This window comes from Pseudomonas sp. O230 (assembly GCF_045447035.1).
Taxonomy (GTDB): Bacteria; Pseudomonadota; Gammaproteobacteria; order Pseudomonadales; family Pseudomonadaceae; genus Aquipseudomonas.
Genome location: NZ_JBJGXN010000011.1, coordinates 53,233 through 77,479, shown reverse-complemented (window position 1 = coordinate 77,479; position 24,247 = coordinate 53,233). Strand labels below are relative to the sequence as shown.

General features: G+C 61.8%; 22 protein-coding genes. 13 read left to right on the top strand and 9 right to left on the bottom strand.

Features of this window, described 5'->3' with window-relative positions; translation table 11 throughout:
- Positions 1-29: 29 nt before the first annotated feature.
- From ribBA to nrdR, 4 genes are read right to left on the bottom strand one after another with little or no spacing between them, the layout of a single operon-like run.
- Complete coding sequence (gene ribBA, locus ACI77H_RS23720; protein WP_407014097.1) at positions 30-1,121, bottom strand: bifunctional 3,4-dihydroxy-2-butanone-4-phosphate synthase/GTP cyclohydrolase II; 1,092 nt, start codon at positions 1,119-1,121, stop codon at positions 30-32.
- A gap of 16 nt (positions 1,122-1,137) precedes the next feature.
- On the bottom strand, positions 1,138-1,800 hold the full coding sequence (locus ACI77H_RS23715) for a riboflavin synthase (protein WP_407014096.1): 663 nt from the start codon (positions 1,798-1,800) through the stop codon (positions 1,138-1,140).
- Positions 1,801-1,846: 46 nt separating this feature from the next.
- On the bottom strand, positions 1,847-2,980 hold the full coding sequence (gene ribD, locus ACI77H_RS23710) for a bifunctional diaminohydroxyphosphoribosylaminopyrimidine deaminase/5-amino-6-(5-phosphoribosylamino)uracil reductase RibD (RefSeq protein ID WP_407014095.1): 1,134 nt from the start codon (positions 2,978-2,980) through the stop codon (positions 1,847-1,849).
- Positions 2,977-3,441 carry a transcriptional regulator NrdR gene (nrdR, locus tag ACI77H_RS23705; protein WP_003228656.1) on the bottom strand — a complete coding sequence of 155 codons (465 nt, stop codon included), beginning with the start codon at positions 3,439-3,441 and terminating at the stop codon, positions 2,977-2,979. Before nrdR ends, ribD begins: the two co-directional genes overlap by 4 nt.
- A 128-nt stretch (positions 3,442-3,569) precedes the next feature.
- Between nrdR and ACI77H_RS23700 the strand changes: the two genes are divergently transcribed.
- The 3 genes from ACI77H_RS23700 to trxA all read left to right on the top strand — a co-directional run bounded on the left by ACI77H_RS23700 (position 3,570) and on the right by trxA (position 5,758).
- Positions 3,570-4,034: a YbaY family lipoprotein gene (locus ACI77H_RS23700; protein WP_407014094.1), complete on the top strand. Its 465-nt coding sequence runs from the start codon at positions 3,570-3,572 to the stop codon at positions 4,032-4,034.
- The gene (locus ACI77H_RS23695; RefSeq protein WP_407014093.1) at positions 4,031-4,687 is read left to right on the top strand and encodes a class I SAM-dependent methyltransferase; all 657 of its coding nucleotides are present in this window, start codon (positions 4,031-4,033) and stop codon (positions 4,685-4,687) included. The genes ACI77H_RS23700 and ACI77H_RS23695 overlap by 4 nt, the downstream gene beginning before the upstream one ends.
- Before the next feature lie 198 nt (positions 4,688-4,885).
- Positions 4,886-5,758 carry a thioredoxin gene (gene trxA / locus ACI77H_RS23690; protein ID WP_407014092.1) on the top strand — a complete coding sequence of 291 codons (873 nt, stop codon included), beginning with the start codon at positions 4,886-4,888 and terminating at the stop codon, positions 5,756-5,758.
- Between the two features lie 73 nt (positions 5,759-5,831).
- On the opposite strand, the gene ACI77H_RS23685 is transcribed toward trxA, so the two are convergent.
- Positions 5,832-6,176, bottom strand: coding sequence for a hypothetical protein (locus ACI77H_RS23685; RefSeq protein WP_407014091.1), 345 nt, complete (start codon positions 6,174-6,176; stop codon positions 5,832-5,834).
- A 134-nt stretch (positions 6,177-6,310) separates the two neighbouring features.
- On the opposite strand from ACI77H_RS23685, the gene ACI77H_RS23680 reads away from it, so the two are divergent.
- From ACI77H_RS23680 to ACI77H_RS23665, 4 genes are all read left to right on the top strand, one after another.
- Positions 6,311-6,895 (top strand): DUF2796 domain-containing protein, encoded by a 585-nt coding sequence (locus ACI77H_RS23680; RefSeq protein WP_407014090.1) that lies wholly within the window; start codon positions 6,311-6,313, stop codon positions 6,893-6,895.
- Between the two features lie 137 nt (positions 6,896-7,032).
- Positions 7,033-7,743: an ABC transporter ATP-binding protein gene (locus tag ACI77H_RS23675; protein WP_407014089.1), complete on the top strand. Its 711-nt coding sequence runs from the start codon at positions 7,033-7,035 to the stop codon at positions 7,741-7,743.
- A gap of 1 nt (position 7,744) precedes the next feature.
- The gene (locus ACI77H_RS23670; protein WP_407014088.1) at positions 7,745-9,010 is read left to right on the top strand and encodes an ABC transporter permease; all 1,266 of its coding nucleotides are present in this window, start codon (positions 7,745-7,747) and stop codon (positions 9,008-9,010) included.
- 11 nt (positions 9,011-9,021) lie between these two features.
- Positions 9,022-9,540, top strand: a complete 519-nt coding sequence (locus tag ACI77H_RS23665; RefSeq protein ID WP_407014087.1) for a DUF3299 domain-containing protein — start codon at positions 9,022-9,024, stop codon at positions 9,538-9,540.
- Between the two features lie 24 nt (positions 9,541-9,564).
- Here ACI77H_RS23665 and ACI77H_RS23660 read toward each other — a convergent pair whose 3' ends face one another.
- Positions 9,565-9,738: a hypothetical protein gene (locus ACI77H_RS23660; RefSeq protein ID WP_407014086.1), complete on the bottom strand. Its 174-nt coding sequence runs from the start codon at positions 9,736-9,738 to the stop codon at positions 9,565-9,567.
- 23 nt (positions 9,739-9,761) lie between these two features.
- Between ACI77H_RS23660 and ACI77H_RS23655 the strand changes: the two genes are divergently transcribed.
- On the top strand, positions 9,762-10,460 hold the full coding sequence (locus ACI77H_RS23655) for an OmpW/AlkL family protein (protein WP_407014085.1): 699 nt from the start codon (positions 9,762-9,764) through the stop codon (positions 10,458-10,460).
- A 73-nt stretch (positions 10,461-10,533) separates the two neighbouring features.
- On the opposite strand, the gene ACI77H_RS23650 is transcribed toward ACI77H_RS23655, so the two are convergent.
- Both ACI77H_RS23650 and ACI77H_RS23645 read right to left on the bottom strand, forming a co-directional pair.
- Positions 10,534-11,463 carry an NAD-dependent epimerase/dehydratase family protein gene (locus ACI77H_RS23650; RefSeq protein ID WP_407014084.1) on the bottom strand — a complete coding sequence of 310 codons (930 nt, stop codon included), beginning with the start codon at positions 11,461-11,463 and terminating at the stop codon, positions 10,534-10,536.
- The gene (locus ACI77H_RS23645) at positions 11,456-12,340 is read right to left on the bottom strand and encodes a sugar nucleotide-binding protein (RefSeq protein WP_407014083.1); all 885 of its coding nucleotides are present in this window, start codon (positions 12,338-12,340) and stop codon (positions 11,456-11,458) included. Before ACI77H_RS23645 ends, ACI77H_RS23650 begins: the two co-directional genes overlap by 8 nt.
- Positions 12,341-12,665: 325 nt before the next feature.
- On the opposite strand from ACI77H_RS23645, the gene ACI77H_RS23640 reads away from it, so the two are divergent.
- Positions 12,666-16,976 (top strand): DEAD/DEAH box helicase, encoded by a 4,311-nt coding sequence (locus ACI77H_RS23640; protein WP_407014082.1) that lies wholly within the window; start codon positions 12,666-12,668, stop codon positions 16,974-16,976.
- Between the two features lie 134 nt (positions 16,977-17,110).
- On the opposite strand, the gene ACI77H_RS23635 is transcribed toward ACI77H_RS23640, so the two are convergent.
- A complete protein-coding gene (locus ACI77H_RS23635; RefSeq protein WP_407014298.1) occupies positions 17,111-19,228 on the bottom strand; it encodes a mechanosensitive ion channel family protein in 2,118 nt (705 codons plus the stop codon).
- 433 nt (positions 19,229-19,661) lie between these two features.
- Between ACI77H_RS23635 and ACI77H_RS23630 the strand changes: the two genes are divergently transcribed.
- From ACI77H_RS23630 to ACI77H_RS23615, 4 genes are all read left to right on the top strand, one after another.
- The gene (locus tag ACI77H_RS23630; protein ID WP_407014081.1) at positions 19,662-20,873 is read left to right on the top strand and encodes an MFS transporter; all 1,212 of its coding nucleotides are present in this window, start codon (positions 19,662-19,664) and stop codon (positions 20,871-20,873) included.
- Between the two features lie 275 nt (positions 20,874-21,148).
- The gene (locus ACI77H_RS23625) at positions 21,149-21,946 is read left to right on the top strand and encodes an endonuclease/exonuclease/phosphatase family protein (RefSeq protein ID WP_407014080.1); all 798 of its coding nucleotides are present in this window, start codon (positions 21,149-21,151) and stop codon (positions 21,944-21,946) included.
- Entirely contained in the window at positions 21,943-23,238 is a 1,296-nt protein-coding gene (gene clsB, locus ACI77H_RS23620) for a cardiolipin synthase ClsB (protein ID WP_407014079.1), read from the top strand. The genes ACI77H_RS23625 and clsB overlap by 4 nt, the downstream gene beginning before the upstream one ends.
- Positions 23,225-24,226 (top strand): lysylphosphatidylglycerol synthase domain-containing protein, encoded by a 1,002-nt coding sequence (locus tag ACI77H_RS23615; RefSeq protein ID WP_407014078.1) that lies wholly within the window; start codon positions 23,225-23,227, stop codon positions 24,224-24,226. Before clsB ends, ACI77H_RS23615 begins: the two co-directional genes overlap by 14 nt.
- Positions 24,227-24,247: the final 21 nt, after the last annotated feature.

Below are 24,247 nucleotides of genomic sequence, written 5' to 3'. Positions count from 1 at the left end.
GCGAATCAAGGACTGGAAACACCCAGTCATTATTCGGAGGGCACGTATTCTACAACTTCCAGATCGAAACCGGATATCGCATTAAATTTCATTGGCGCAGACATCAGGCGCATTTTGCGCACGCCCAGGTCCCGAAGGATCTGCGAACCGGCACCGACGATGCTGTAGGTGGTCGGTTTTTTCGCCGGTGCGTGCTCCGCGGTTTCACGGATGTGTGCCAGCAACACGTCGCCATCGAGCGGGTGACCGAGCAACAGCACCACGCCGCTGCCCGCCTCGGCAACCGCGGCCATGGCGGCCCGCAGGCTCCAGCGACCCGGCTGCTTGACCATCAACAGGTCGCGCAGCGGGTCCATGTTGTGCACGCGAACCAGGGTCGGCTCTTCGGCGCAGACGGTGCCCAGGATCAGGGCCATGTGCACGTCGCCTTCCACGGAATCACGATAGGTCACCAGGTTGAATTGGCCCAGTTCGCTGTCCAGCGGCTGCTCGGCAATCCGCTGAACGGTACGTTCGTGGATCATCCGGTAGTGAATCAGGTCGGCGATGGTGCCGATCTTGATGTTGTGCTCGGCGGCGAAGGTTTCCAGTTCGGCGCGACGGGACATGGTGCCGTCGTCGTTCATCACTTCGCAGATCACGCCGCTCGGCTCGAAACCGGCCATGCGCGCGAGGTCGCAGGCGGCTTCAGTGTGGCCGGCGCGAGCCAGGGTGCCACCGGCCTGGGCCATCAGCGGAAAAATGTGACCGGGGCTGACGATGTCTTCAGCCTTGGCGTCTTTCGCGGCAGCGGCCTGCACGGTGCGCGCACGGTCGGCGGCGGAGATGCCGGTGGTCACGCCAGTCGCCGCTTCGATCGATACGGTGAACTTGGTGCCGAAACCGGAACCGTTGCGCGGCGCCATCAGCGGCAGCTTCAGCAGTTCGCAGCGCTCGCGGCTCATCGGCATGCAGATCAGGCCACGGGCGTGCTTGGCCATGAAGTTGATGTGTTCAGGCTGGCAGCACTCGGCGGCCATGATCAGGTCGCCTTCGTTCTCGCGGTCTTCGTCATCCATGAGGATGACCATCTTGCCTTGGCGGATGTCTTCAACCAGTTCTTCGATGCTATTGAGCGCCACAAGGCACCCCCTTGAGTCAGGATTTGAGGTAGCCGTTGGCGGCCAGAAAGCTTTCAGTGATGTTTCCAGAAGCAGGCTCTGCGGCCTTGTCGCCTAGAAGCAGGCGCTCCAGATAACGGGCAAGCAAGTCAACTTCGAGGTTCACCCGGCGACCTGGCTGGTACGACGCCATGATGGTTTCGCTCAAGGTGTGCGGAATGATCGTCAGCAGGAACTCGGCGCCATCGACCGCGTTCACGGTCAGGCTGGTGCCGTCGACGGTGATCGAGCCTTTGTGGGCGATGTACTTGGCGAGTTCCTTCGGCGCACGGATGCGGAACTCCACGGCACGGGCGTTCTCGCTACGGGCAACCACTTCGCCCACGCCATCGACATGACCGCTGACCAGATGCCCGCCGAGGCGAGTGGTCGGGGTCAGGGCTTTTTCCAGGTTGACCGGGCTGCCGCTTTTCAGGTCATTCATGGCGGTGCAGTCGAGGGTTTCGCGACTGACGTCCGCGGCAAAGCCATTACCCGGCAATTCAACCGCGGTCAGGCACACGCCGTTGACCGCGATGCTGTCGCCCAGTTTGACGTCGCTCAGATCGAGCTTGCCGGTTTCTACGTGGACCCGCACATCTCCGCCTTTTGGGGTCAATGCACGAATACTGCCGATGGATTCGATGATGCCGGTAAACATGGGGTCCTCCTCGAGAACAGGGCCGTCGCGTGGCGCAGGCCGGAAATTATACGCTCGCCGCTGGCGCAGGTATGGCGATGACTCGCCAGTCATCGCCAACCGCACGGATTTCAGTGATTTTGAGCTCGGGCGCGTCTTTCATCTGCGCCAGCGGCCAGTCCAGCAACGGACGGGCCGAAGAACCGAGGAACTTGCCGGCGATGAAAATCTGGAATTCATCCACCAGGCCTTGCTGCGCGAAGGCGCCGGCCAGACGCGGGCCAGCCTCGACCAGCACTTCATTGACGCCACGGTTGGCGAGTTCGACCAACAGCTTGCGCAAGTCCACCAGACCATCCTCGCCAGCAACGATCAGGCATTCCGGGCCGTTGGCGTATTGCTCTTCGATCGCCATGCAGGTCGCGACCAGCGCCGGGCCGGCCTTGAAAAACGGCGCGTCCAGCGGCACGCGCAGGCGGCCGTCGATCAGCACGCGCAGCGGCGGACGGCTCATGGCCAACGCGGTTTGCTCGGCGTCCAGGCCTAATTCGTCGGCGCGCACGGTCAAACGAGCGTTGTCGGCCAGCACCGTATCGGCACCGGTCAACACCACACTGGCCTGGGCGCGCAGGCGTTGTACCGCCGAGCGTGCGGCCGGGCCGGTGATCCATTGGCTTTCGCCGCTTTCCATCGCCGTGCGACCGTCGAGGCTCATGGCCAACTTGACCCGCACGAACGGCAAGCCATGCTCCATGCGTTTCAGGAAGCCTTGATTGAGCTTGCGCGCCTCGCCTTCCAGCACACCGCTTTCGATGGCGATGCCGGCCTGAGCCAGGCGCTGCATGCCGCGACCGGCGACCGACGGGTTCGGATCCTGCATCGCCGCGACCACGCGGGCGACGCCGGCATTCACCAACGCATCGGCGCAGGGCGGCGTGTGGCCGTGGTGGCTGCACGGTTCGAGGGTCACGTAGGCCGTGGCGCCGCGAGCCTTGTCGCCTGCGGCGCGCAGGGCGTGGACTTCGGCGTGGGGTTCGCCGGTGCGCTCGTGCCAGCCTTCGCCGACAATCTGCCCGTCCTTCACGATCACACAGCCAACCCGCGGATTGGGGTGCGTCGTGTAATGACCTTTGCGCGCCAGTTCCAGGGCTCGGGCCATGTAATGCGCGTCGAGGATGGCTTGTTCTGTGGGCGTGGTCATTCTTTCACCGGCTCACGGGCCAGGCGATCGATCTCTTCGCGGAACTCGTTGAGGTCCTGGAAGCGCCGATACACGGAGGCGAAACGAATGTAGGCGACTTCGTCGAGCTTTTGCAGCTCGGCCATCACCAGTTCACCGACCACGAGGGATTTGACCTCGCGCTCGCCGGTGGCGCGCAGCTTGTGTTTGATGTGCACCAACGACGATTCGAGACGCTCGACACTCACCGGGCGCTTCTCCAGCGCACGTTGCATGCCGGCGCGGAGTTTTTCTTCGTCGAACGGCTGGCGGCTGCCGTCGGTTTTGATCAGGCGCGGCAACACCAGTTCAGCGGTTTCGAACGTCGTGAAACGCTCGCCGCAGGCCAGGCATTCGCGCCGGCGGCGCACCTGTTCGCCCTCGGCGACCAGACGCGAGTCGATGACCTTGGTGTCGTTGGCACCGCAGAAGGGACAGTGCATGGTGGCAGGCAACAAAAAAAGGGAGGGCCATGGTAGCGCATCCCGGTGGCAAGACAAGCCATAGGGTTTGCGGTATACAGACTGGCTATATAGAACGATCCATGGATTTCACCTTGCTGGAGCCGCAAATGTCACTCAGACCGCTCGTATTGCTCAGCCTTTTCAGCCTGTTGGTGGCCTGCAGCAGCGATGCACCCAAGCCCCAGCCGCCGACGCCCGGGCCAGCGCCACAAGCGGCGCAGAAGAAAGCCCGCGAGTCCGCCAACCTCGGCCCGCTGCCCGCGTATCAACGTGAACTGAGCGGTACCCTGCAAGGCGTGCCGGCCGGTGCTGAAGTCGAATTGGCGCTGCTGGTGATCGACGACAAGGATCGCCCGCAACAATTGCTCGCCAGCTCCAGCCTGATTGGTACCAACCAAGTGCTGCCGTTTCACCTGCGCTTCAACCCGGAATCGTTTCCGGCCGGTGCCCGCGTGGAACTGCGGGGTCGCACCAGCCAGTCCGGCCAGCTGATTTTGCACCTGCCCTCGCAAGTCATCACACAGGCAACGACCCAGGCCATGGGTCAACTGCAATTCGTCAAAGCGCCATGATTGCACCGCTCGACCTGCAACAGGCCTTGGGCGAGTTGCTCGGTGATGCACAGCTTGTCCCGGTCGCATTGCCCGATACCGCCCTGAAACTGTGGCTGATCGACGGCGACAACATGGACCGCGCCTTTAGCCCGGAAGAAACCCGGCGGATTCTGCATGAACCGCCGTATTGGAGTTTTTGCTGGGCCAGCGGGTTGTCGATGGCCCGCTATCTCGCTGAATTCCCCGAGTGGGTCAAAGGCAAGCGCGTACTGGATTTTGGCGCCGGTTCCGGAGTCGCGGGGATTGCCGCGGTGAAGGCCGGGGCGCTGGAAGTGGTGGCGTGTGACCTGGACCCGCTGGCGATTGCCGCGTGTCGGGCGAATGCCGAGCTCAATGAAGTTGAACTGAGCTACTCGACAGACTTTTTCGCCGAGGCGGATCGCTTTGATTTGATTCTGGTGGCCGACGTGCTGTACGACCGGGCGAATCTGCCGCTGCTCGATGAGTTTTTGAGTCGCGGCCGGGAGGCGCTGGTGGCGGATTCGCGGGTGAGGGATTTTCGTCATCCGTTGTATCAACGCATCGACATGCTCGAAGCGATGACCTTGCCGGATCTAGCCGAGCCCGAAGAGTTTCGATATGTGAGCCTGTACCACGCGCGGCGCGGCTAAAAGCATCGCGGGCAAGCCCGCTCCCACAAGGGGTTGGGGCCTGGCGCTAAATCCGTGTTCCACACAAAACCACTGTGGGAGCGGGCTTGCCCGCGAAAGCGTCCTGTCAGACGACACACTTCTCAAAGACCACCCCGCTTCCGGCCACACCCCACCAAGTCGTATAGTTGCCCCATTCACGCTTTTACGAGATCCCCCATGAGTCAGGAAACGCCATACATCTTCGACGCCACGACCGCCGATTTCGACCAGTCGGTGATCGAGAACTCTTTCCACAAACCGGTGCTGGTGGATTTCTGGGCCGAATGGTGTGCGCCCTGCAAAGTGCTGATGCCGATGCTGCAGACCATCGCCGAGAGCTATCAGGGCGAATTGCTGCTGGCCAAGGTCAATTGCGACCTGGAACAAGACATCGTCGCCCGCTTCGGCATTCGCAGTCTGCCAACCGTGGTGTTGTTCAAGGATGGCCAGCCAGTGGACGGTTTTGCCGGTGCGCAGCCAGAATCCGCCGTTCGCGCGATGCTGGAACCTCACGTACAAATGCCGCCACCGGCGGCGGCTGATCCGTTCGAACAGGCTCAGGCGCTGTTTGACGAAAGTCGTTTCGCCGACGCCGAAGCCCTTCTCAACGTGCTGCTGAGCGAAGACAACACCAACGCCAAGGCGCTGATTCTGTATGCCCGCTGCCTGACCGAACGGGGCGAGCTGGGTGAAGCGCAAACCGTGCTCGACGCGGTGAAAAGCGATGAACACAAGGCTGCATTGGCTGGCGCAAAAGCCCAGATCCAGTTTCTCGGCCAGGCCAAGGACTTGCCGGATGCCGCCGACCTGAAGGCGCGTCTGGCGAAGAACCCGCAGGACGATGAAGCGGTGTATCAACTGGCGATTCAGCAACTGGCCCGTCAGCAGTACGACGCGGCGCTGGATGCCTTGCTCAAGCTGTTCATCCGCAACCGCAGCTACAGCGAAGGTTTGCCGCACAAGACCTTGCTGCAAGTGTTCGAGTTGCTGGGCAATGATCATCCGTTGGTGACCACGTACCGTCGCAAGTTGTTTGCTGCGCTGTACTGACGAACCACGTCATCGTTCATCGCCGGCAAGCCGGCTCCTACAGGGTCGGGGTGATCACAAATCCCGAAAGCAGTTACTGCGTGATCCAGCTATAGAGCGGCGTATCCCCGCCGCTCGACACCTTCACCTCCGCGCAATGTCGCAAACGCACCAACAGGCGTTTGCCAGCCCCCGCGCTGCCCGTCAGTCCTTCCAGTTGCTCCAGCAAATCCGGCCCGCTCAATTGCCCGGCCTTGCGTAGCAAGTCCCTGGCGACCTGCCACTGCGCATCGTCCTGATTCAGCGGTTTCGACGGCGCCGCACCGGCTTCGGGCTTGACCACCTGCAACTGCGCGCCGAGCCGCGCCCAGTCACCGTCGTCCATTTCCAGAGTCAAATCCACCGGCCAGTCGCCGATGCTTCCGCGTATTCGCACCATAAGTCTGCTCCTGCACATTTCTGACCCACATGCTCCCATGGGACTTGTGCAACGCCAAGCGGACGGTCAAACTCTGCGCACTTACGTTATAAGATTACATAACAATTTATTCATTTTACTTCCGGAGACCCGCCATGCGTCGTCTGCTGCTCGCTTTGCCGTTTGCCCTGTTGCCGCTGGCCCTCGCTCACGCGGCTGATGAACATGATCACGACCATGAGCACGGCAGCCTTGGCGCCCACGAACATGGCGTCGGTCGCCTGAATGCGGCACTGGACGGTCAGACCCTGGCGCTGGAACTGGAAAGCCCGGCGATGAACCTGGTGGGTTTCGAACACGCCGCCAGCACCGACGCCGACAAGGCCAAAGTCGCCGCCGCCCGTGCGCAACTGGAAAAACCGCTTTCCCTGTTCAGCCTGCCAAAAGCAGCGGGTTGTGTGGTCGCGACCCAGGAACTGGAAAGCCCGCTGTTTGGTGACAAACCGGATGCCGATGATGATCACGACGACGATGCCAAAGACGCACATCACCACGACCACAGCGAAATCCACGCGCACTACCAGTTCACCTGCGCAACGCCGGGGGCATTGAAAACCCTCGATCTGGCAAACCTCTTCAACACGTTCCCGGCGACCCAGAAAATTCAGGTACAACTGATCAGCCCGAGCGGGCAGCAAGGGGTTGAAGTGACGGCCAAGGCTGCCGCCCTCAAGTTCTGACCCACCACAGATCCAATGTGGGAGCGGGCTTGCTCGCGAATGCGGTGTGTCATGCAACATTGATGTCGACTGACACGCCGTCTTCGCGAGCAAGCCCGCTCCCACAAGGTGCTCACCCTCCACCTGACCGGTTTCACATGACCCAAGCACTCATCGAACTGTCCGACCTGGGCTTCAGTTGGCCCGGTCACCCGCCGTTGCTGGACATCCCGGCCTTCCGCCTGGAACCGGGTGAAACCCTGTTCCTCAAAGGCCCCAGCGGCAGCGGCAAAACCACCCTGCTCGGCTTGCTCGGTGGCGTGCAGAAACCGGATCGCGGCAGCATTCGCCTGCTCGGCCAGGAACTGACCGAACTCGGCGCCGGTGCGCGCGATCGCTTCCGCGTCGATCACACCGGCTACATTTTCCAGCAGTTCAACCTGCTGCCGTTTCTCTCGGTGCGCGAGAACGTCGAGCTGCCCTGCCACTTCTCCAGACTGCGCGCCGAACGGGCGATCCAGCGCCACGGCAGCGTCGTTCAAGCCGCCGCCACCCTGCTCGCGCATTTGGGTTTGAAGGATGAAAGCCTCCTCAGCCGCCGTGCCGACTCGCTGTCCATCGGCCAACAGCAACGGGTCGCCGCCGCCCGCGCGTTGATCGGTCAGCCGGAACTGGTGATCGCCGACGAGCCGACCTCGGCCCTGGATTACGACGCCCGCGAAAATTTCATTCGCCTGCTGTTCGCCGAATGCCGCGAAGCCGGGTCGAGCCTGCTGTTCGTCAGCCACGACCAAAGCCTCGCGCCGCTGTTCGACCGCCACCTGTCGCTGGCCGAGCTCAATCGCGCCGCCACCCCGTCCGAGGTCTGAGATGTATTTGTTTCGTCTAGCCATGGCCAGCCTGGCTAACCGCCGCTTCACCGCGATCCTCACTGCATTCGCCATCGCCCTGTCGGTCTGCCTGTTGCTGGCCGTGGAACGGGTACGCACCGAAGCCAAGGCCAGTTTTGCCAGCACCATCAGCGGCACCGACCTGATCGTCGGCGCCCGTTCCGGTTCGGTGAACCTGCTGCTGTACTCGGTGTTCCGCATCGGCAACGCCACCAACAACATCCGTTGGGACAGCTTCGAACACTTCGCCAACAACCCGAAAGTGAAGTGGGCGATCCCGATGTCCCTCGGTGATTCCCATCGCGGTTATCGGGTGATGGGCACCACCGAGGCGTATTTCGAGCACTACCAGTACGGCCATCAACAACACCTGGAAGTGGCCGACGGTCGAGCCTTTGCCACCGACCCGTTCGAAGTGGTGCTCGGCGCCGAAGTGGCCGATGCGCTGCACTACAACCTCGGCGACAAACTGGTGCTGGCCCACGGCGTGGCGGTGATCAGCCTGGTCAAGCACGACGACAAACCGTTCACCGTGGTCGGCATTCTCAAACGTACCGGCACCCCGGTCGACCGCACGTTGCACATCAGCCTCGGCGGCATGGAAGCGATTCACATCGACTGGCACGACGGCGTTCCCGCGCGGGGCAATGGCCGTGTCAGCGCCGATCAGGCGCGCAACATGGACCTGACGCCGCAAGCGATCACCGCATTCATGCTCGGCCTCAACAGCAAGATTTCGACCTTTGCCCTGCAGCGCGAAATCAACGAATTCCGAGGCGAACCGATGCTGGCGATCCTGCCGGGCGTGGCGCTGCAAGAGTTGTGGAGTTTGATGAGCACCGCAGAAAAAGCCTTGTTTGTGGTCTCGCTGTTCGTGGTACTGACCGGGTTGATCGGCATGCTCACGGCGATTCTCACCAGCCTGAATGAACGTCGGCGCGAGATGGCGATTCTGCGTTCGGTCGGCGCGCGGCCTTGGCACATCGCGACGTTGCTGGTGCTGGAGGCGTTTGCGCTGGCGTTGTCGGGCGTGATCGCCGGCGTGGCCCTGCTTTACGTGTGCATCGCGGCGGCTCAGGGTTACGTGCAGGCCAATTACGGTTTGTATCTGCCGCTGGCCTGGCCCAGTGAATATGAATGGACGCTGCTCGGTGGCATCCTGATCGCCGCGTTGCTGATGGGCAGCGTGCCGGCCTGGCGCGCGTATCGCCAATCCCTGGCCGATGGCCTGTCGATCCGACTATGAGGACGTTAATGATGCCCCGCGCTCTGCTTGCGCTGTTGATGCTGGTCGCGCTGCCGCTGTGGGCCGCCGAGCCGAAAGAACTGACCTGGTCGGAAATGATCCCGCCGGACGCGGCGCCAGAAGTGCCGAACATGACGCCGCTGCACGATATGTCGCAGATGAGCAGCACGTTGTCTGCCGAGTCGGCACCAGCCGCCAGACAGGACATGCCCAATGCACCGGTGGTGAAGAGCCTCGACGGTCAGAACATCCGCCTGCCGGGCTACATCGTGCCGCTGGAAGTGAGCGAAGCAGGTCGCACCACGGAGTTTCTGCTGGTGCCGTATTTCGGCGCCTGCATCCACGTACCGCCACCGCCGTCGAACCAGATCGTGCATGTGAAAAGCGAAGTCGGCGTGAAGCTGGACGAGCTGTATCAGCCTTATTGGATCGAGGGGGCGTTGCAGGTCAAGGCGTCGACCAGCGAGTTGGCGGATGCGGGGTATCAGATGGAAGCGGACAAGATTTATGTGTATGAATTGCCGGAGTGAATCCGGCACTTTTGTATTGCCTGATCAATCGCCATCGCGGGCAAGCCCGCTCCCACAGGGATCACCTAAATCCTGTGGGAGCGGGCTTGCCCGCGATAGGGCCATCAAAAGTTCCACAAAAACCAACCCCATGACGGTTTCATTGAGCTGAATCAAAAGACCGGACCAGACGGCTCCGTACCATTGGACATCGAACATTTTCAACGTCCTCTGGAGCCTCCATGCACAAGTCCTTGCTCAGCGCTTCGCTGTTTGCCCTCGCGCTCGCAGCCCCGCTCGCCCATGCCCACGAAGCCGGCGACATCATCCTTCGTGCCGGTGCAATCACCGTCAACCCGAAAGCCGACAGCTCCAGCGTCAAGGTCGATCAAGGTCCGTTAGCCGGCACCGATCTGCATGGCAAGGCCACCATGAGCAGCGACACGCAACTGGGTCTGAACTTCGCTTACATGCTCGACAGCCACTGGGGCATCGAGCTGCTCGCGGCCACGCCATTCGAACATGACGTGAAGATCAAAGGCACCACCCTCGGCCCGGCCAACGGCAAACTCGGCAGCCTGAAACACCTGCCGCCGACCTTGAGTGTCGTGTACTACCCACTGGACGCGAAGTCCGTATTCCAACCGTATGTTGGCGCCGGTATCAACTACACCTGGATCTACGACGAGCACGTCGGCAGCGAGGCCAGCGCCAACGGCTTCAGCAACTTCAAGGCGGATAACTCCTGGGGCATGGCGTTTCAGGTCGGTGCTGACTACATGATCACCGACAACATCCTGCTCAACGCCCAGGTGCGTTACATCGACATCGATACCACCGCCACCGTGGAAAACAACGCCGTGGCACCAGGCACCCGTGCCAAGGTCGATGTGGATGTCGACCCATTCATCTACATGGTGGGCCTGGGTTACAAGTTCTAAATCGTTCACGTGGTGGGAACGATCTGCAAAAAAAGGCGCCTTCACAGGCGCCTTTTTCATGAGGGCGAAAAACTCAGCGACCGAGCAACCGCGCCAGGCCGACACTCATCGGTGTCTGTTCGGGGCAGGTAAAGCGCTCCAGCAGTCGCTGATTGTTCGCCCGCGAATGGCGGATATCACCAGAACGCGCCGGGCCGTAGCTCACGGGTGGCAGGTCACCGACCACCACTTTCAACGCTTCGAGCATTTGCTTGAGCGTGGTCGCCCGGTTCCAGCCGACGTTGACCGCTCCGACTTCAACCTGCGGCTTTTCGATGGCTTGCACCAGCACATCGACCAAATCTTCGACGTAAACAAAATCCCTCGTCTGCTCGCCGTCGCCGAATACGGTAATCGGCAGGCCGTTTTGCGCGCGCTCGCTGAAAATGCTGATCACCCCGGAGTACGGCGAGGACGGATCCTGGCGCGGACCGAAGATGTTGAAGAAACGGAAAATCACCGGTTCCAGCGCATGCTGGCGACGGTAGAAATCGAAGTAGTGTTCGCTGGCCAACTTGTCCGACGCATACGGCGTCAACGGTGCCTTGGGCGTGTCTTCGTCGATCGACTGGCCTTCGCCATTGTTGCCGTAGACCGCTGCGCTGGAGGCAAACAGCACGCGTTTGACGCCGCTCTGGCGCATGGCTTCGCAGACATTCAGCGAGCCGATGAAGTTGCTCTGGTGGGTCTTCACCGGATCGTCCACCGAGGCCTGCACCGACGCCACGGCCGCCAGATGCGCGACCGCACTGCAACCGGCCATTGCGCGAGCGACCAGGGCCGCATCCGCGACGTCCCCCAGAATCAGCTCGACCCTGGGATTGTCCAGCGGCAAGTTGCTGCGTTTGCCGGTGGACAGGTCATCGAGAATCCGCACCGAATGGCCCTTGGCGAGCAAGGCGTCGGTCAGGTGCGAGCCGATGAAACCGGCGCCGCCGGTGATTAAAACGGGGCCGTCAGCCATGGCGATAGAACCTGTCCAGTAAACCCGGGAGTGCCGCACGCCAGGCGCGGGGTTTGATCCCGAAGGTGTGGAGGATTTTCTTGCAGGCCAGCACCGCATGTTGCGGCTCTTCGGCAGCATCCGGGCGTGCGGCGTGAGCCTGGGCGGTCGGCGCTTCGATGGCCAGCGGATGCAGCGCGCGGGCTTCAGTGAGAATCGCCTGCCCCAGCGCCAGCGGCGTGGTCGCCTCGTGCCCGGCGTAATGGTAGGTGCCCCACAGCGGCGCCGCGCAATCGAGTTGCTTGAGTACCGAAATGATCACCCGGGCCGCATCGTCGACCGGCGTCGGGTTGCCCCGGCGGTCATCGGCCATCAGCAGCTCGTCAGGTTGTTCGGCGCGGGACAGGAAACGTCCGAGGGTGCCGTCGGGGCTGTCATCGAGCAGCCAGCCGAACCGCAGCAGCACATGCTGCGGGCAAGTCGCGCGCACGCTTTGCTCGATCCGCCACAAGGCCTGACCACGCAGGCCCAGCGGCACCGGCTCGTCTTTTTCGCTGTAGGCGGTCGCCCGTGAGCCGTCAAATACGCGATAGCTCGAGGGTTGCAGCAGAACGATGTTGTGGTGCTGGCAGAGTTCGGCCAGGCGCTCGATTGCCCGTTCTTGCCCGGCCAGACGCGTTTCGCTGACCGCCTCCGCCTGGAACCAGTCGAAGTAGTAGGCGAGATTGATCAGCGCGTCCGGGCGCGTGTCGTCGAGCAGTTGCGTCAGGCTCGCGGCGTCCCAGCCGTCTTGCGGTGGGCGGGGGGCGAGGAAACCGATGTCTTCCTCCGCACCGAGGCGAATCAGCGCCTGCCCAAGGGCATTTCCGCCGCCCAGTAACATAAGGCGCATTCGCATAGAGTCAGCAGGCCCAGTCTGATTGGAACAATGGCTTTTATCGACACCGCTCGCGGGCGATGTCGTCGATAGTTGCCGGAATCGTTGCATTTTGCGGGTTTAGTGCGCAACCGTCATCCGTAAAGTGTAGATCTCCAGGATTTGTGGTGCTGCGACAGGACCCATCGCGGGCAAGCCAGCTCCTACAGTGATCGTTGTTGTTCACAAATGTTGTGTCCACACCAAAACCTGTAGGAGTTGGCTTGCCAGCGATGGCGCCCTGCCAGTCAACAGAGATCCCAAGTGGTACTTGCATCTCCCCCACCCCACCGGCATAAATAGATTTATGAACCTGCCCATCCCCGCAGACAGCGCCCTGAACGGTTTCCACCCCGCCGTTAGCGCCTGGTTCAGCAGCACGTTCCCGACGGTCACCGCCGCCCAGGCCCGGGCGTGGCCGCTGATCCGCCAGCACCGTTCGACCCTGATCGCCGCGCCCACCGGCTCCGGCAAAACCCTCACCGCGTTTCTCGCCGTCATCGATGATCTGGTTCACCAAGGCCTGGAAACCGCAGACGGACTTCCCGACGAAACACGGGTGGTCTACGTCTCGCCGCTCAAGGCCTTGTCCAACGACATCCAGATCAACCTGCAAAACCCGCTGGCCGGCATCACCGAACAACTGCGGGCGATGGGCCTGCCCGAGTTGCAGATCAACACCGCCGTGCGCACCGGCGACACGCCGCAAAAAGACCGCTCGGCGATGCGTAAAACCGCGCCGCACATTCTGGTGACCACCCCGGAATCCCTTTACGTGCTGCTCGGCTCCGACTCTGGCCGCAAAATGCTCAGCACCACGCGCACGGTGATCGTCGATGAAATCCACGCCATCGCCGCGAGCAAACGCGGCAGCCACCTGGCGCTGAGCCTGGAACGTTTGCAGGCGTTGTGCGCCGAGCCATTGATGCGCATCGGCCTGTCTGCCACGCAAAAACCCATCGACGCGGTTTCACGCTTTCTGGTCGGGCGTGATCGTGACTGCGCAATCATCGACATCGGCCACGCCCGCCCACGGGATCTGGGCATCGAAGTGCCGCCGGTGCCGTTGTCGGCGGTGATGGCCAACGATGTGTGGGAATTGGTCTACGACCGTCTCGCCGTTCTCGCCCGCGAACACCGTACTACGTTGATTTTCGTCAACACCCGACGCTTGGCCGAACGTTTGAGCCGGCATTTGAGCGAGCGTCTCGGCAAGGAAGCAGTCGCCGCCCACCACGGCAGCCTGGCCAAGGAATTTCGCCTCGACGCCGAACAGCGGCTCAAGCGCGGTGACCTGCAAGTGCTGATCGCCACGGCGTCGCTGGAACTGGGGATCGATATCGGCGATGTCGACTTGGTCTGCCAGATCGCCTCGCCGCGTTCGATTGCCGGGTTTCTGCAACGGGTCGGCCGCTCCGGCCACCAGGTCGGCGGCACGCCCAAAGGCCGGTTGTTCGCCACCACCCGCGACGACTTGATCGAATGCACCGCCCTGCTCGACTGCGTGCGCCGCGGTGAACTCGACACCCTGCACATTCCTCAAGCGCCGCTGGACGTGCTGGCCCAGCAGATCATCGCCGAGGTCAGTTGCCAGGAGTGGCCGGAGCAAGCGCTGCTGGAGATGTTCCGCAAAGCCTCGCCCTACGCCGAACTCGACGAAAAACATTATCAGGCGTTGTTGCAGATGCTCGCCGAGGGCTACAACGGTCGCCAGGGCATCCGCAGCGCCTACCTGCACCGCGACGCCGTGACGCGCACGTTGCGCGGTCGCCGGGGCAGCAAACTGACCGCGGTGACCAGCGGCGGCACCATTCCCGACAACGCCGACTACAGCGTGCTGCTGGAACCGCAAGGGCTGAACATCGGCAGCGTCAACGAAGACTTTGCCGTGGAAAGCATCGCCGGCGATATCTTTCAGTTGGGCAACACGTCGTACCGAATCCTGCGGGTCGAGACCGGCAAGGTCCGGGTCGAGGATGCTCACGGGCAGCCACCGAGCATTCCGTTCTGGCTCGGTGAAGCGCCGGGGCGCAGCGCTGAATTGTCCTTCGCCGTGGCGCGTCTGCAAGCGCAACTCGACGAGCTGCTCGGCGCCACGCCCGGCAATTTGCAGCCGGCCCTCGACTGGCTGACCGAGACCCTCGGAATGAACCTCGACAGCGCCGGACAACTGGTGGATTACCTCGCCCCCGCGCGCCTGACATTGGGCGCCCTGCCCTCGCAGGACACGCTGCTGATGGAACGTTTTTTCGATGAGTCGGGCGGCACGCAACTGATCATCCACACGCCCTTCGGCAGCCGCATCAACCGCGCGTGGGGCCTGGCCTTGCGCAAGCGATTCTGCCGCACCTTCAATTTCGAATTGCAGGCCGCCGCCAGCGAAGACGCGATCGTCCTCTCGCTTTCGACCAGCCACAGCTTTGAGCTCGATGATGTCTGGCGTTACCTGCACAGCAACAGCGCCGAGCACATGCTGATTCAAGCGGTGCTCGATGCGCCGCTGTTCGGTGTGCGTTGGCGCTGGAATGCCGGGGTTGCGCTGGCGTTGCCGCGTTATAGCGGCGGACGCAAAGTTGCGCCGCAAATCCAACGGATGAAAAGCGAAGACCTGATCGCCAGCGTGTTTCCCGACCAGATCGCCTGCGTCGAAAACCTCGCCGGCGAGCGCGAGATTCCCGAGCATCCACTGGTGGAACAGACCCTCGACGATTGCCTGCACGAAGCGATGGACTGCGAAGGCTGGCTCACTTTGTTGCGCCGGATGGAAAGCGGCGACGTTCGCCTGATCAGCCGTGACCTGCCGGCGCCCTCGCCGCTGGCCGCGGAAATTCTCAGCGCCCGGCCTTACACTTTTCTTGACGACGCGCCACTGGAAGAGCGCCGCACCCAAGCCGTGCTCAACCGGCGCTGGAGCGACCCGCAATCCACCGACGACCTCGGCGCGCTGGACGCCGAGGCGATTCAAGCGGTGCGCGACGAGGCCTGGCCAACCCCGACCAATGTCGATGAAATGCGCGAAACGTTGATGAGTCTCGCGTGCATCACCGATGCCGAGGCGCAGGCCAATCCGCAGTGGCTGGATTGGTTGATTGCCCTTGCCGAGAGCGGTCGCGCCAGTCGTTTGCAGATCGAAACCGAGCCATCGCTGTGGCTGGCGCTGGAACGGCTGACCTGCCTGCGAGCGATTTATCCACAGGCCAATTTCTCGCCGCCGCTGGAGGCATTACCCGGTTTTGATGAAGCCTGGGAGCCGGACGAAGCGGTGCTGGAAGTCATCCGCGCACGGCTCAGCGCTTTTGGTCCGTTGCCGCTGAGCGCGATTGCCGAGCCGTTAGGATTAACCCCGACTCACGTCACCCAGGCACTCGCGCAACTGGAACGTGAGGGTTATGTGCTGCGCGGCCGCTTCACGCCCGGCACCGATCAGGAACAATGGTGCGAACGGCATCTGCTGGCGCGGATTCATCGCTACACGGTCAAGCGTCTGCGCCGAGAAATCGAACCCGTGGCGTTGCAGGATTTCATGCGATTCCTGTTCGACTGGCAGCATCTTTCTGCCTCGACTCAAGGCCAGGGCAATGCAGTGCTGCCGGCCATCGTCGCTCAGTTCGAAGGCTATCCCGCCGCCGCTACAGCCTGGGACAGCGACATTCTGCCGGCACGAATCAAAGGCTATTCGGCGAGTTGGCTGGATGACCTGTGCCGCAGCGGCAAGTTGGTCTGGACGCGCCTGACGGCACGCAACAAAAACGCCGGCACCGCGTTGCGCAGCACGCCCATTGTGTTGCTGCCGCGCAGTCAGGTCGGGTTATGGAGCGGTCTGACCGAGCAGACAGCGGTCAGCGAACTGTCGCCGAAAACGCAAAAGGTCTACGAAGCCCTCAGTCAGCACGGCGCACTGTTTTTCGATGAGCTGATTCACGAGGCTCATCTGCTGCGCTCGGAGCTGGAAATCGCCTTGCAGGAACTGGTCGGCGCCGGGTTGGTGAACGCCGACAGTTTTGCCGGTTTGCGGGCGCTGATCACCCCGGCCAGTAAACGGCAGAATCGCAGCAGCCGGCGCGGACGTGGCGCCTTTATTGGCGGCATGGACGATGCCGGGCGCTGGGCCTTGCTAAGGCGCGGGCCGCCTGCGCCGCTGGTGGATAGCAAACATCCAACGCCGAGCGACACCCTGGAACACATCGCCATGACCTTGCTGCGCCGCTACGGCGTGGTGTTCTGGCGCCTGCTGGAACGTGAAGCAGACTGGCTGCCGAGCTGGCGTGAATTGCTGCGCACGTTCCACCGGCTGGAGGCTCGCGGCGAGATTCGCGGCGGGCGGTTCGTGAGTGGTCTGGCCGGTGAGCAGTTTGCCTTGCCCGAGGCGATTCCATTGCTGCGCGAAGTGCGGCGGCGGGCGCATGACGGGAGTTTGATCGCGGTGTGCGGGGTTGATCCGCTGAACCTGGCGGGCACGCTGTTACCCGGTGCAAAAGTACCGGCGCTGGCGAGTAATCGGCTGGTGTACCGCGATGGTCTTCCAGTGGCTGCCGAGATCGCCGGAAAGCAGGTTTTCTGGTTGGAGCTGGATCAGCAATCGACTGCCGAGCTACACAACAAACTGATCCGGCATTGATGCTGTCCGGGCCGGCCCCATCGCGGGCAAGCCCACTCCCACAATGTTCTCGGGGGTGAACACAATCTGTGCAACACAGCTAATCCCTGTGGGAGCGGGCTTGCCCGCGATGGGGCCATCAGCACCCACAAAAATCATTGGGTACGCGGCTGATCCGGCAACAACACCGGCGAATTCTCCGGCACAAGGTCATCATCTCCCTGCGCAGTAGCAACCTGCCGGGGCATCAAAACCTGCTGTGGATAAGTCTGCGCGAAATGCACCCACGGGCTGTTATCCACAAGCTTTTTCAAGCGCTGGTTAAACGCACGGCTCACCGCATATTGGCCACCCGACACCGTACGGAACTGCGCCGTCAGCACCACGCCGTTGAGGTCCATTTTGTCGACGCCAAATACGTCCAGCGGCCCTTGCAGGTTGTACTTGAGAAACGCATCGTCGCGGATCGAATCCCCCGCCTCGCGAATCAGCTCGATAGCCTTGTCGACATCGGTGTCGTAGGTGAACTGCACCGAGAAAAACGCATAGGCAAATTGTCGCGACTGGTTGGTCACAGCCTTGATCTGCCCGAACGGCACCGAGTGCACAAAGCCTTTGCCGTCGCGCAGGCGCAAGGTGCGGATGGTCAGGCCTTCGACGGTGCCGGCATGCCCGGAGTCGAGCACCACCCAGTCGCCGATCGACAGCGTGTCTTCAATGATGATGAACAGGCCGGTGATCACGTCCTGCACCAGTTGCTGCGAACCGAAACCGATGGCCAGGCCGACCACCCCGGCACCGGCCAGCAGCGGTGCGACGTTGATCCCGAGGTTGGCCATGGTGGTGATGGCGCAGATCACCACGAGGATGATTTTGATCGCGTTGCGCAGCAGCGGCAGGATGGTTTTGACCCGCGTACTCGGCTGTGTCGTGCGTTTATTGATCGGCGGTTTCAACGCTTCCTGAATCGCGGTATCGAGCACCACCCACAGCAACCACGTCACCAGAAAGATCAGACCCATGCTGCTCAGCGACTCACTGATCGCCCGGCCCACCGAGTTGCGTTCGGCGAACTCGAACAGCGACACGCCCCAGATCCGCCCGAGAATTTCGATGAACGCCACGGCCATGACAATTCGCAGCAACGCGTGTAGCAAACTGAGAAAACGCTCCTTATAGGCACTGCTGCGCTGGATCGCAGCGGCTTTTCCGGATTTGAACAGGTGCTGAAAAATCGTGCTGAGGAACACCATGGCAATCAACAGAATGGTGGTGAACAACGCGCAGCGCAGGGCTTTCTGATTGTCCTCGCCGACGCCGATCAGGTTGATCGCCGAGACCATCACCATCAGCAGAATCGGCCAGTACCAGAGCCCGGAAAAAATCCGCAGGGACTCCTGCAATGAAGGCTGTTTCAAGCGCTGCGCCAGCGCCCGGTTGCGGATCAGATGCGCCACCGGACGCCGCAGGCGAATCACCAGCAATCCGAAGATGATCGAGGCAAACAGACCGGTGAACACCGCAATGCTGCTGGTGATGTTGCCGCCCAGTTGCCGGGCGATCTGCGGGCTGGTCAACGCATCGCTGAGCGCGGCAAGGAAGCCGATCAGAAACAGCGGTTTGGGGCAGTAATCACGGATGATCTGCACCGCCGGACGCTTGTGTCCGGTGTTGAACATGACGATCACGCACAAGAACATCGAGGTGGAGAAAATGCCGCTGCTGGTGGCGTAGGCAAAGCACAGCGCCAGCGCCCGGCCCACCGAATTCGGCAAAAAATGGCTGACGTATAGCGTTATCGGCAGGCAGATCAACGCGGGAATTGTGTATGGCAGCAGGTAGCCGAGCAGGTCCTGGCTACGCGGGTATTTTCGAAAAAATCGGCCTGCACTCAAGCGTTTGTCCAGCAGCCCACCGAGTACCGTGAGCAAGGCAAACACTCCGAGCCAGACGCCGGACAACAACAGGAAATCGCCGACCACGCTCATCGGTGATCGAGACGAAGGCTGGTTCACCAGTTTGTCGACTTCATCCGCCGCCCGATCCGCCCGCAGGCGCCAGGCGTCGACCAGGTTTTCGTTGAGGTCGAGCTTGTCCTGAACGTCGTCGATGCTGGAACTGATGGCCCCGAGCAGGCCCCCCTGGACCAGCGGCTCAGGTTTTGCCGGCTCCTCGGCTGCGGCGGGAACACCCGGCAGCGTGACGGCTTCCAGCTCGTTGCTGCCGAGAAACAGCAACGCCCCCAGTAACATCGCGGTCTTGAACTTGAGCAAAACGGGGAGTTCCTTGAAAAGGGTCTGTAAGGAACTGATTGGCAAATGCCCGGCAAGTTCGGTTTTCACGCTGATATCTCTGACGAAACTCAACCCTGTAGGAGCCGGCTTGCCGGCGATGAGGCCCTCAAGTACCGCGCCGCATACGAGGCCGCCATCGCTGGCAAGCCAGCGCCTACAGGTCCGGTGCCCTATAAAACATGGATTACACGCAAACCTTTTAGGAGCCGGCTTGCTGGCGATGAGGCCCTCAAGAACGGCGGTGCATTTGTGGCCGCCTTCGTCAGCAAGCCAGCTTCTACAAGGGACCACGAGTTACTAAGGGAGCGATATTTGCGCCCACGGCAAATATCAAATGCCCAGCCCCCCATTTTTCCGCACAACCCAATCCCCGACACTGCGCTCCATCAATCAACCCACCGGAGTTGCAGCCATGCCCATTGCCTTGCTCGCGCTGACCCTCAGCGCCTTCGCCATCGGGACGACCGAGTTCGTCATCGTTGGCCTGTTACCCACTATCGGCGCCGACCTTGGCGTCAGCCTGCCGTCCGCCGGCCTGCTGGTCAGCCTCTACGCCCTGGGCGTTGCCATCGGCGCCCCGGTGCTGACCGCCCTCACCGGCAAAGTCCCGCGTAAATTGCTGCTGTTGTCGCTGATGGTGCTGTTCACCCTCGGCAACCTGCTGGCGTGGAAAGCACCGAGCTACGAATCGCTGATCATTGCGCGAATCATCACTGGCCTGGCCCACGGGGTGTTTTTCTCGATCGGTTCGACCATCGCCACCAGCCTGGTGCCGAAGGAAAAAGCCGCCAGTGCGATTGCGATCATGTTCACCGGCCTGACGGTGGCACTGGTCACCGGCGTACCGTTGGGGACGTTCATCGGTCAGCATTTCGGCTGGCGTGAAACCTTCCTCGCTGTCTCTGCACTGGGTGTGATTGCGTTCATCGGCAGCCTGCTCTACGTGCCGAAAAACATCACCCACAGCAAACCGGCTTCGCTGCTGGAACAGTTGCAGGTCCTCAAGCAACCGCGCCTGCTGCTGGTGTATGCCATGACGGCGGTCGGTTACGGCGGCTCGTTCACTGCCTTCACGTTCCTCGCGCCGATTCTCCAGGACATCTCTGGTTTCAGCGCCAGCACGGTCAGCCTGGTGTTGCTGGTGTACGGCATCTCGGTGGCCATCGGTAACATCTGGGGCGGCAAACTGGCCGACAAGCGCGGCCCGATCAGCGCCCTGAAAATCATCTTCGCCCTGCTCGCCGCCGTGCTGTTCGTGCTGACCTTCACCGCCGGCAACCCTTGGCTGGCGCTGGCCACCGTGCTGGTCTGGGGCGCCGTCGCGTTCGGCAACGTGCCGGGCTTGCAAGTGTATGTGGTGCGTCAGGCTGAACATCACACGCCAAATGCAGTGGACGTGGCTTCCGGCCTGAACATCGCCGCGTTCAACCTCGGCATTGCCGGTGGGGCGTGGGGCGGTGGTTTGATCGTCGCTCACATGGGCCTGATCCATACCGCGTGGATCGGTGGTCTGGTGGTGTTGGTGGCGCTGGCGCTGACGGCGTGGAGCGGTCGCCTCGATCGCCTGGGCCCGGTGTATGCCGAACCGGCTAAAGGCTCAAGCCGCGTTGTCTCCGGTCACTGATCAACCCTGTAGGAGCCGGCTTGCCGGCGATAGCGGTGTGACATTCACATCAATGTTGAATGTGCCAGCGCTATCGCCGGCAAGCCGGCTCCTACAGGTTTAGCCCGCATACCGTATGTAGTCTCTTCGAAACTTTCGCCGCTGCCCCGCAGTCATCAAAAGACAGAGGCAACCGAGGACCATCAGACGGGAGGCGACATGGCGGCGATTCACATCGGTATTTCAGGTTGGTTATTCTTTGCCTGCGGCGAACTTGCAGCACAAGGCGTGTTGCCATGAACCGCTCCGAGCAGCTCAACCCCGCCGATGACTCGTTAGAAACCGTGACGACGGTGCGCCGTTTCACCGTGCTGACGGTCAACACCCACAAGGGTTTTACCGCGCTCAACCGGCGTTTCATCCTTCCGGAATTGCGCGAAGCGGTGCGCAGTGTGTCCGCCGACGTGGTGTTTTTGCAGGAAGTCCACGGCACCCACGAGCACCATCCCCAGCGTTACAGCAATTGGCCGACGATGCCGCAGTACGAATTTCTCGCCGACACGTTGTGGCCGCAGTTCGCCTACGGACGCAACGCGGTGTACCCAGCGGGCGATCACGGCAATGCGCTGCTGTCGAAATTCCAGATCATTCGCCACGACAACCTCGACGTGTCCATCAGCGGACACGAGAACCGCGGCATCCTGCATTGCGTATTGCGCCTGCCCGCTGATGGCCCGGAAGTGCACGCGATTTGCGTCCATCTGGGGCTGCGCGAAACCCATCGCAACGAACAATTGAAACTGCTGACCCAGCGCCTCGCAGAATTGCCGAGCGACGCGCCAGTGATTGTCGCCGGTGACTTCAACGACTGGCGTCAGCGCGCCGATGCACTGCTCAAGCCTAGTGGTTTGCGCGAGGTGTTCGCCGAACTCCACGGCAAACCGGCGCGCAGTTTTCCGGCACGCATGCCCGCCTTGCGCCTGGACCGCATCTACGTGCGCAACCTCAAGGCCAGCCGTCCGCAAGTTCTGGCGGCCCGGCCCTGGTCACACCTTTCCGACCACGCACCGCTATCGGTGGAGATTGAGCTATGAGCAGCGCACCGATGGAAAAGACCAGCGCAGAACACGTGCCCACCAACCCGCCGGCGCGTGAACCCGGCGTGGTCGACGTTGAGTACGGTTGGCAGGGCAACAACCGGGTGGATCTGCTGGAAAACGGCGAAGAATATTTCCCGCGGGTGTTCGAAGCCATGCGCCAGGCCAAGACTGAAATCCTCCTGGAAACCTTCATTGTGTTCGAGGACAAGGTCGGCAATGAGTTGCAGCAAGTGCTGATCGACGCGGCACAACGCGGCGTGCGGGTCACCGCCAGTCTTGATGGGTTTGGTTGTGGCGAACTGACCACCGGCTATCTCACGGCGTTGAGCGAGGCCGGCGTGCGCCTGCAAATATTTGATCCGGCACCGAAACGGCTGGGCATCCGCACCAACTGGTTCCGACGCCTGCACCGCAAAATCGTGGTGGTCGACGGCACGATTGCGTTCATCGGCGGGATCAACTTTTCCGCTGACCATCTGGCCGACTTCGGCCCTGAGGCCAAGCAGGATTACTCGGTTGAAGTGCAAGGCCCGGCGGTGGCCGACATTCATCACTTCGCGCTGCTTCAAAGCGGTCGCCCGGCCCGCGCCAAATACTGGTGGCAACGCCGTCGGCAGCGGCGCGCGGAGCTGGCGTTCAACGATCACGATGGCCAGGTCCGTTTGGTGTACCGCGACAACGGAGATCATCAGACCGACATTGAAGAGGTTTATCGACAAGTCCTGCGCAGGGCCCAACGTCGCGTGGTGATTGCCAACGCCTACTTCTTTCCCGGCTATCGCTTGCTGCGCGAGATACGCAACGCCGCGCGCCGTGGCGTCGAGGTGCGGCTGATCCTGCAAGGCCAGCCGGACATGATGGTGGCCAAACTGGCGGCGCGCATGACCTATGACTACTTGCTCAAATCCGGGGTGCAAATTCACGAATACTGCGAGCGCCCGTTGCATGGCAAAGTCGCGCTGGTGGACGAAGACTGGAGCACGGTCGGCTCAAGCAACCTCGACCCGTTGAGCCTGTCGATGAACCTGGAAGCCAATGTGCTGATCCGCGATCGCGCCTTCAACCGTCATTTGTTCGAACGCCTCGAGATACTGAGCAACAACCACTGCAAAGCCATGTGTGCGGACAAATCCCCGCGCGGACGGGTCTGGCACATGACCGTTGGCTTTCTGGTGTTTCACTTCCTGCGGCACTTCCCCGCGTGGGCCGGTTGGCTGCCGGCTCACAAGCCGCGCCTGAAGCCTTTCACCCACCTCGCCGGGGGTGACCATCATGAGCCGCGCTGAATCCCACTCCGCCCCCCCCGCCGAGAGCCTGACACCTGCACCGACAAAAACAGCACGTTGGAGTCACTGGAAAAAACCACTGACGATGCTGTTTTTCCTGGCGCTGATCGTCCTGTTCACGATGCTGGCCCAGCGCATCGAATGGAACGAGGTGTTCGACACCCTCGCCGATTTCAAAGTACGCACGCTGATCATCGCCTCCGGGCTGACGCTGGTGAGTTTTCTGGTGTACGCCTGTTTCGACCTGATTGGCCGCACCTATATTCGTCAGGACCTGACCTGGAAGCAGATCCTGCCCGTGGGCATCATCAGCTACGCCTTCAACCTCAATTTGAGTGCCTGGGTCGGCGGCATTGCCATGCGTTATCGGCTGTATTCGCGGCTCGGGGTGAGCAAAGGCAACATCGCGAAAATCCTCGGCCTGAGCCTGGCAACCAACTGGTTCGGCTACATGGTGATTGCCGGCGCAGTGTTCAGCAGCGGACTGGTAAGCATGCCGCCGGGCTGGAAACTCAGCAGTGGCGCCTTGCAGGGCGTGGGGATTTTACTGCTGCTGGTGAGCGCGGGTTATCTGGCGGCCTGTCGGTTTTCCAAGCGTCGCGAGTGGGCCATTCGCGGTGTCGAAATCAACTTGCCGTCCCTGCGCATGGCGGTGCTGCAACTGGCGCTGGGGGCGTTGAACTGGTCGCTGATGGCGGCGGTTATTTTCACCTTGCTGCCGAGCAAACTGGATTATCCGTTGGTGCTTGGCGTGTTGTTGATCAGCGCGATTGCCGGGGTTATTACGCACATTCCGGCGGGGCTCGGGGTGTTGGAAGCGGTGTTTGTCGCGTTGCTGCAGCATGAGGCTTCGCGGGGGAGTCTGGTGGCGGGGTTGCTGGCGTATCGGGCGATTTATTTCATCCTGCCGTTGTTGATTACGTTGGTGATGTATTTGATCGTCGAGGCCAAAGCCAAGTCGCTGCGGATTGCGAAGAAGCCCAAGTGATTGGGCGTTTGCGTGGACGCC

Coding starts and splice junctions, on each gene's coding strand:
- ACI77H_RS23615 (WP_407014078.1), top strand. CDS start 23,225: ATGAGCCGCGCTGAATCCCACTCCGCCCCCCCCGCCGAGAGCCTGACA.
- ACI77H_RS23640 (WP_407014082.1), top strand. CDS start 12,666: ATGAACCTGCCCATCCCCGCAGACAGCGCCCTGAACGGTTTCCACCCC.
- clsB (WP_407014079.1), top strand. CDS start 21,943: ATGAGCAGCGCACCGATGGAAAAGACCAGCGCAGAACACGTGCCCACC.
- ACI77H_RS23665 (WP_407014087.1), top strand. CDS start 9,022: ATGCCCCGCGCTCTGCTTGCGCTGTTGATGCTGGTCGCGCTGCCGCTG.
- ACI77H_RS23655 (WP_407014085.1), top strand. CDS start 9,762: ATGCACAAGTCCTTGCTCAGCGCTTCGCTGTTTGCCCTCGCGCTCGCA.
- ACI77H_RS23680 (WP_407014090.1), top strand. CDS start 6,311: ATGCGTCGTCTGCTGCTCGCTTTGCCGTTTGCCCTGTTGCCGCTGGCC.
- ACI77H_RS23670 (WP_407014088.1), top strand. CDS start 7,745: ATGTATTTGTTTCGTCTAGCCATGGCCAGCCTGGCTAACCGCCGCTTC.
- ribD (WP_407014095.1), bottom strand. CDS start 2,980: ATGACCACGCCCACAGAACAAGCCATCCTCGACGCGCATTACATGGCC.
- ACI77H_RS23645 (WP_407014083.1), bottom strand. CDS start 12,340: ATGCGAATGCGCCTTATGTTACTGGGCGGCGGAAATGCCCTTGGGCAG.
- ACI77H_RS23660 (WP_407014086.1), bottom strand. CDS start 9,738: ATGTTCGATGTCCAATGGTACGGAGCCGTCTGGTCCGGTCTTTTGATT.
- nrdR (WP_003228656.1), bottom strand. CDS start 3,441: ATGCACTGTCCCTTCTGCGGTGCCAACGACACCAAGGTCATCGACTCG.
- ACI77H_RS23630 (WP_407014081.1), top strand. CDS start 19,662: ATGCCCATTGCCTTGCTCGCGCTGACCCTCAGCGCCTTCGCCATCGGG.
- ACI77H_RS23715 (WP_407014096.1), bottom strand. CDS start 1,800: ATGTTTACCGGCATCATCGAATCCATCGGCAGTATTCGTGCATTGACC.
- ACI77H_RS23685 (WP_407014091.1), bottom strand. CDS start 6,176: ATGGTGCGAATACGCGGAAGCATCGGCGACTGGCCGGTGGATTTGACT.
- ACI77H_RS23650 (WP_407014084.1), bottom strand. CDS start 11,463: ATGGCTGACGGCCCCGTTTTAATCACCGGCGGCGCCGGTTTCATCGGC.
- ACI77H_RS23695 (WP_407014093.1), top strand. CDS start 4,031: ATGATTGCACCGCTCGACCTGCAACAGGCCTTGGGCGAGTTGCTCGGT.
- ACI77H_RS23625 (WP_407014080.1), top strand. CDS start 21,149: ATGAACCGCTCCGAGCAGCTCAACCCCGCCGATGACTCGTTAGAAACC.
- ACI77H_RS23675 (WP_407014089.1), top strand. CDS start 7,033: ATGACCCAAGCACTCATCGAACTGTCCGACCTGGGCTTCAGTTGGCCC.
- trxA (WP_407014092.1), top strand. CDS start 4,886: ATGAGTCAGGAAACGCCATACATCTTCGACGCCACGACCGCCGATTTC.
- ACI77H_RS23700 (WP_407014094.1), top strand. CDS start 3,570: ATGTCACTCAGACCGCTCGTATTGCTCAGCCTTTTCAGCCTGTTGGTG.